A 6,842-nucleotide genomic window follows, 5' to 3' on the forward strand; every position below is an offset into this window, starting at 1 on the left:
CCCCGGCCCCGGCCAAGGCCCCCGGCGAGCGCGATGCGCGCCCGGCCGGCGGCGGCCGTCGGGATGCGGGCGGTGGCGGTGGCCAGCGCAATGGGGGCCGTGGCGCCCCCGCCGGACCGCGTCCGGGCAGCGCCGCGCCGCCGGCCAACAACGCCCTGGCCGACGCTTTCGCCCGCGCCAAACGCGGTGGCTGAACCGGCAGCCGGTCCGCCAGGGCCCGCCTTTCGGCGGTTCCTGGCCGGTCCGGACCGATGGCACTTCTGGTTTCACCCGGCTTTGTTCACACTTCCCCTTCAATGCCCGTAGCTTGGGCAGGCGGGGAGGCCGTATGACCAGGGATCTCACAAGGTGGATCGACGCGCGACGCGACACCGCGCCGTGCGCGTGGCCGTGCCCATGAGCCGCCGCGACCCCGCTGCCGAGCATGGCATCGACGCAGCGCTGCGCGATATCACCGAGCAGCACCGTCGGTTGGAGATGATCATCGAAGGCACCGCCGCCGGGACCTGGGAGTGGAACATCCAGGCCGCGCAGATGCGGATCAACGAACGCTGGGCGCAGATCGTCGGCTACACCCGCGACGAGCTGGCCCCGATCACCCCCGAAACGTTCTTCCGGCTGGTCCACCCCGACGACCTGGACAAGTCCAACGCACTGTTGAACGCACACCTGGAAGGCCGTTCGGCGCACTACGACAGCCTGTGCCGGATGCGCCACAAGGACGGGCACTGGGTCTGGGTGCAGGACCGCGGCCGCGTCTACGAGTGGGACGCGCAGGGCCGGCCGTTGTGGATGGCCGGCGCGCACGCCGATGTCACCGACCTGCAGAACGCGCGGCAGGATGCGGCCAACATGCGCCAGCGCCTGCAGGCGGTGGTGGATGCGTCCGACGAAGTGGCGGTGATCGCCACCGACGTGGACGGGGTGGTCAACCTGTTCAATACCGGTGCGCAGAAGCTACTGGGCTATCGACCGGACGAAGTCATTGGCCGGGTCAACCCGGGCCTGTTCCATGACGTGGCGGAAATGCACGCCTATCTGCAGCCCGAGGCCGACGCCGACGGGCGCGTGCCCACCATCTTCGAGGCGCTCACCGCGCGCGCCGCGCAGGGCACGTGGTCGCATCAATGGACGTTCGTACGCAAGGATGGCCAGCGCCGCCAGGTACGCCTGTCGATCAGTCCACTGGACTGCGCCGGCGGCAACCGCATCGGGTATGTCGGCATGGCGGTGGACATCACCCCGATGCTGGAAGTGCGCGAGCAGGCGTACCTGGCCGCGGAGAAATTCGCCGGTGCGTTTTCCTCGGCCGCGCTGGGCATGGCGCTGGTGTCGCTGGAAGGGCGCTGGCTGGACGTCAACGACGCGCTGTGCGGCATCCTCGGCTACACCCGGGCCGAGCTGCTGGAGATCGATTTCCAGACCCTCACCCACGCCGACGACCTGCACACCGATCTGACCCTGGTCGGCGACCTGCTGGCCGGGCGCCGCGACCATTACCACATGGACAAACGCTACCTGGGCAAGGGCGGCAACATCGTCTGGGGGCGCTTGTCGGTGTCGCTGGTGCGCGCTGAAAACGGCGAGCCGCTGCATTTCGTGTCGCAGATCCAGGACGTCACCGCCCAGCGGCACAGCGGCCAGCAGCTGCGCGAATCCGAACAGCGCACCCGCATCACCCTGGATGCGGTGGCCGACATGGTGCTCACCCTGGACCTGCACGGCCAGATCCAGTACGCCAACGCCGCCGCCACCCGCGCGCTGGCCGGCGCCGGCGCCGCGCCGCTGACCAACGGCCAGGTGCAGGACGTGATGGAGCTGACCACCGAGTACGCGCCGCGCTCGCCGCTGGACATCGCCGTGCTGCTGGATCCGGAAAGCAATGCGGTGGACCTGCATTCGGACCTGCTGCTGTCCGTGGGCGCGCGGTTGCTGCCGGTGGATGTGACGCGCGCCTGGCTGCGCGGCGAAGACGGCCAGACCACCGGGGCGGTGTGGGTGATCCGCGATGTCACCCAGCAACGCGCCCGCCAGCGCGAGGCACGGCACCTGGCAGAAGTGGACCCGTTGACCGAACTGAGCAACCGACGGGGCTTCGAAGCCCATCTGCAACAGGCGATCACCCGCGTGGCGCGCACCGGGCAGTCCGCCTCGCTGATGTTCATCGACCTGGACAATTTCAAGCCGATCAACGACAACCACGGCCACCTGGCCGGCGATGCCATGCTGTGGGCGGTGGCCAACGTGCTGCGCCATGGCGTGCGCGACTCGGACATCGTGGCGCGCCTGGGCGGTGACGAGTTCGCGGTGATCCTGGCCGGTTGCTCGCTCAAGCGCGCCCGCCGCATCGCCAGCGACCTGCTCGAATCGGTGCGTGGCCTGACCATTCCCTGGGACCTGCAGCGGCTGGGGGTCGGGGCCAGCATCGGCATCGCCGCGATCGGCGGCAGCATGAGCGTGGACGACGCGGTCGCCGCCGCCGATGCCCAGTGCTACCGGGCCAAGGCCGAGGGCCGCAACAACGTACAGGTGGAAGCCCCCAGCGGCGGGCAGCTGCCCGATCCGCTCGATGCCGTGGAAAGCAGCGAGGGCGGGGAAGGCTAGGCGCCGACCGCTGGTCGGTGCGGGACCGGGCGCCCTAAAGCTTCCGCCGCGCCTGTCGATATCCCTACTGGAGCTGCCGTCACCTGGCTCCGCGTTGGCCCGTGGCTGCCCCGCTCGTGTGGCCTGGACCGCATGCCTTTGCAACAAAGCGTCTGCAGGAAGCAGGACCGTGTTGTACAAGCCGCAGCCGTGACGTCACCCCACTGACGTCTTCGTAGTCCCCAAGCCAGACGATGTACCGCCGGGCATCGTGCCCGTCGGATCCCAGCAACCGGGCACCGAGGATCAGATGATGCTTATTTCACGCATGCACGCGCCTGTGCAGGAACGGGTCGCCGACGCCGGCGCAGGCTCTCCATGGCGCGCGCTGGTGGCGCCTTTCGTGGCCCGGCGCGACGCGCGCGGGTCGGCCAATGCGATTGCCCAGCGCCGCCAGTGCGAGCTGGAAGCGCAGGTGGCCGCGCTGCACCGGGTGCAGGCCGTGATCGAGTTCGACCTGGACGGCACCATCCTGCAGGCCAACGACAACTTCCTGCAGGCCGTCGGCTATCGGCTGGACGAGATCCGGGGCCAGCACCATGCGATGTTCGTCGCGCCGGCGTTGGCGCAGAGCGCGGAGTACCGCGATTTCTGGGCCAAGCTCGGCCGCGGTGAATTCGATGCCGGCCAGTACCGGCGGCTCGGAAAGGGCGGCCGCGAGATCTGGATCCAGGCTTCCTACAACCCGGTGCTGGACGGCAACGGGCGACCGTACAAAGTGGTGAAGTTCGCCACCGACATCACCGCGCAGATGCAGCAGGCCGCCGATGTCTCCGGCCAGCTGGCGGCGATCAACAAGTCGCAGGCAGTGATCGAGTTCAGCCTGGACGGACGCATCCTGTCGGCCAACGACAACTTCCTGGCCACCACCGGCTACACGCTGGAGGACGTGCGCGGCCAGCACCATTCGCTGTTCGTCGACCCCGAGTATCGGCAGAGCCTGGAATACCGCCTGTTCTGGGAAAAACTGGGCCGCGGCGAGTATGACGCCGGCCAGTACCGGCGGCTGGGCAAAGGGGGCCGGGAAGTCTGGATCCAGGCCTCCTACAACCCGATTTTCGACATGAACGGACGCCCGTTCAAGGTGGTCAAGTACGCCACCGACATCACCGCCCAGGTACGCGACACCCACGCCATGCAGCAGGCGGTGGCGCAGACCCGCGAAGTGGTCGCAGCGGCCAAGGGCGGCGACCTGACCGGACATATCGCCACCCAGGACAAGACCGGGCCGATCGCCGAACTGTGCGAGGGCATCAACGCACTGGTCGAGGCGATGGCCGGCATCATCACCCAGATCAAGTTCGCCGCCGACACCATTGCCGTGGGCGCCAGCGAGATTGCCGAGGGCAACAGCGACCTGTCGGTGCGTACCGAGCAGCAGGCCGCCTCGCTGGAGGAAACCGCCGTCTCGATGAAGGGCCTCACCGCCACCGTGCAGCAGACCGCCGCCAACGCACGCCAGGCCAGCGAGCTGGCCAGTGGTGCGGTCGACGTGGCCGCGCAGGGTGGGCACGTGGTGCATGAAGTGGTCTCGACCATGGCACTGATCAACCAGTCTTCGCGCCGCATCGTGGACATCATCGGGGTCATCGACGGCATTGCCTTCCAGACCAACATCCTGGCGCTCAATGCCGCCGTGGAAGCGGCGCGTGCCGGCGAACACGGACGCGGCTTCGCGGTGGTGGCCACCGAGATCCGCGAGCTGTCCCAGCGCTCGGCCAGCGCCGCCAAGGAGATCAAGCAGTTGATCGCCGACTCGGTGGAAAAGGTCGGTACCGGCACCGGACAGGTCGAAAGCGCCGGGCGCACCATGGATGAGATCGTGGTCAACGTGAAGCGGGTCAGCGCGCTGATCACCGAGATCAGCACCGTGGCCCAGCAGCAGAGCGAAAGCATCGGCCAGATCAACCAGGCCGTCGACCATATCGACGAGGGCACCCAACAGAATGCGGCGCTGGTGGAAGAAGCCTCCGCGGCCGCGCGCAGCATGGAAGAGCAGGCCACCCAACTGTTGCAGACGGTAGCGGCGTTCCGGGTGGACGCGGGGCAGGGCACGGCTCGCCTGGTCGGCACGGCGGCCGTGCACGGTGGTCATCCCACGCTGCGGCTGGTCTAGTCGGCGCTCAGTACGCGGCGGTGCCGAAAGACTGGCGGGGGGCTGGCGCAAGGCCCTGCTCGTAGGCATAGGTAAACAGGTCCGCCTCGGTGCGGACCCCGAGCTTGTCCATCGCCATGATGCGTTGCCGGCTGATCGTGCTCACCGTGCGGCCCAGGCGCGTGGCGATCTGGGACACCGACGCACCGGAGACGTACAGGCGCAGCACCTCCAGTTCCTTGGGTGACACCCGCACAGCCGCCGTGCCGGTGTGTTCGCCTTCCGCCTGCATCGCATCGCGCAGCCGCGGGCTCAGATGGATCGACCCGCCCAACACCACGCTCAGTGCATCGGGAATGCGCTCCATCGGCTCGGACTTGTCGATGATCCCGCGCACCCCCGCGTTCAGGGCGATGCGCAGCGACGGAATGTTGGTGAAGGTGGTCAGCAGCACCACCGGCAAGGCCGGGCTCCTGCGCCTGATCATGGACAGCATCGCCTGGCCATCGGCGATGGGACCGGACGGCATCGCGAAATCGGTCAGCAGCAGGTCGGCCGGGGTGTGTTCGATCGTGCGGATCAGGCTGTCGGGATTGTCGCATTCGCCCACGACCTTGAAGCGCCCCTGCATCTCGACAAGCGAACGGACGCCCAGCCGGACAACGGGATGGTCGTCCGCGATGATGATGCGCGTGTGCATGGTGCAAGGGTCTCTCAATTCATGAAAACGATGGATACGCGCGAAGAAGAATCTTCCGTCGAACGCACTGAAAACGATTACACGGAAGTCTTGGGAAAGTTGCACGAAATGGCAATGCAACTAGTACGAATGTGAGCGGGCGGCGCGCGCTGACGCAATGTGCAAATAGTTGCAAAACACGTCAGACAGAGCGCTTTTATGACTCCTTGCATGGCGTGATCCGGGGCGGCGGTGGTCTCCTTGTCGGCACGCGTTCAACCCAGGCTCGGGTTGCGCCGACCTCGTTAGCTGTACCACCCAAATCACGTTTTCAAGGACACACATGAACGACCGCACCCAGCCCCGCAGCAACGCCACCGCCCAGGGCGGCTTCACCCTGATTGAGCTGATGATCGTTGTTGCCATCATCGCCATCCTGGCGGCTATCGCACTGCCGCAGTACCAGAATTACATCGCCAAGACTCAGACGTCCGCTGCGCTGGCGGAGCTGAGCCCGGGCAAGATCGGTGTGGAAACGATCTATGCGGAAGGCGAGGCCATGGCCACCGCGGCACCGGAGCTGGGCCTGCAGGCGACCACCGCACGTTGCAGCGCGATCGAAGTGGATATGCAGTCCAGCGGTGTTGCCTCGCTGACCTGCGAGCTGATCGAGAGCGGCAAGGTGAGCGGCAACATCGCACTGGAGCGCAACGTTGATGGTGCCTGGACCTGCACCAGCTCGATGACCGACAAGAGCCTGCTGCCGCCGATCTGCCGTACCTGATCGCGCTGTAGACGGAACGGGGGGCCGGAGCGCGATGCAGTCGCGGTGCCGGCCTTTCCTCGTTTCTGTGGGGCTGCTCAATGCTCCCGTGACGTCGACGAGGGCAGGCCGCAAGGGCTTGCCGATGACGAGAAGGCAACGATGTTTATTTCTTCCGAGGCATCCGGCATGGGCCGGCGGCCGGCGGCGATCGCGCGCCGCCCGCGCGGGATCACGCTGGTCGAACTGATCGTGGCGGTGGGCGTCCTGGCCACGCTGCTCGCCATCGTCATCCCCGGCTCTATGAACTACGCTGCGCACGCGCGCCTTGCGGCCGGGGTGTCGGAGGTTTCTGCCGGCAAGGTAGGGGCGGAGATGCGCCTGCTGGAAGGATCGCGTGGAAAGGGATGCCGCCGCACGCGCCACGGTTGGACTGCTCACGATGATGCGTGGCTCAACTACTCGTCCGTGACCGGATGGACCAGCAGCGCGGACGCGCCCTGGGCGACGCCAGGCCATTGGGCAGCACAGGGCTGCGTGAGCCTCCATGTACCTTGATTGGCGCGCAAGCCGCAGTGGGAGTGAGCTCCTCCATGCCGCCGCCGCACCCACGGATGCAGTTCCCGTTCTCTGCGCCGGTAGCTCCGCGAGTGCGTTCCGCC

Annotated in this window: 6 protein-coding genes; 5 read left to right on the plus strand and 1 reads right to left on the minus strand. The window is 67.3% G+C overall.

All coding sequences use genetic code 11. The annotated features are described in order from the left end of the window. The 3 genes from RTO53_RS18885 to RTO53_RS18895 all read left to right on the plus strand — a co-directional run. Positions 1–194 (plus strand): hypothetical protein (locus RTO53_RS18885; protein ID WP_312239223.1); only part of this gene is annotated, 194 nt, incomplete at its 5' end. 202 nt (positions 195–396) lie between these two features. Beyond that, positions 397–2,604, plus strand: a complete 2,208-nt coding sequence (locus tag RTO53_RS18890) for a PAS domain S-box protein (RefSeq protein WP_312239224.1) — start codon at positions 397–399, stop codon at positions 2,602–2,604. A 292-nt stretch (positions 2,605–2,896) separates the two neighbouring features. Next, positions 2,897–4,759, plus strand: coding sequence for a methyl-accepting chemotaxis protein (locus tag RTO53_RS18895; protein WP_312239225.1), 1,863 nt, complete (start codon positions 2,897–2,899; stop codon positions 4,757–4,759). 7 nt (positions 4,760–4,766) lie between these two features. On the opposite strand, the gene RTO53_RS18900 is transcribed toward RTO53_RS18895, so the two are convergent. Next, positions 4,767–5,558 carry a response regulator transcription factor gene (locus RTO53_RS18900; RefSeq protein WP_312239226.1) on the minus strand — a complete coding sequence of 264 codons (792 nt, stop codon included), beginning with the start codon at positions 5,556–5,558 and terminating at the stop codon, positions 4,767–4,769. A 202-nt stretch (positions 5,559–5,760) separates the two neighbouring features. On the opposite strand from RTO53_RS18900, the gene RTO53_RS18905 reads away from it, so the two are divergent. Both RTO53_RS18905 and RTO53_RS18910 read left to right on the plus strand, forming a co-directional pair. Next, positions 5,761–6,201, plus strand: coding sequence for a pilin (locus RTO53_RS18905; protein ID WP_312239227.1), 441 nt, complete (start codon positions 5,761–5,763; stop codon positions 6,199–6,201). 141 nt (positions 6,202–6,342) lie between these two features. Further along, positions 6,343–6,738, plus strand: coding sequence for a prepilin-type N-terminal cleavage/methylation domain-containing protein (locus RTO53_RS18910; protein ID WP_312239228.1), 396 nt, complete (start codon positions 6,343–6,345; stop codon positions 6,736–6,738). Positions 6,739–6,842 lie beyond the last annotated feature (104 nt).

Origin of the sequence: Stenotrophomonas sp. (genome assembly GCF_031995405.1) — a bacterium.
Taxonomy (GTDB): Bacteria; Pseudomonadota; Gammaproteobacteria; order Xanthomonadales; family Xanthomonadaceae; genus Stenotrophomonas.

Bases quoted from the DNA above. Each gene is read 5' to 3' on its own strand.
- RTO53_RS18910 (WP_312239228.1), top strand. From the start codon at position 6,343: ATGTTTATTTCTTCCGAGGCATCCGGCATGGGCCGGCGGCCGGCGGCG.
- RTO53_RS18895 (WP_312239225.1), top strand. From the start codon at position 2,897: ATGCTTATTTCACGCATGCACGCGCCTGTGCAGGAACGGGTCGCCGAC.
- RTO53_RS18890 (WP_312239224.1), top strand. From the start codon at position 397: ATGAGCCGCCGCGACCCCGCTGCCGAGCATGGCATCGACGCAGCGCTG.
- RTO53_RS18905 (WP_312239227.1), top strand. From the start codon at position 5,761: ATGAACGACCGCACCCAGCCCCGCAGCAACGCCACCGCCCAGGGCGGC.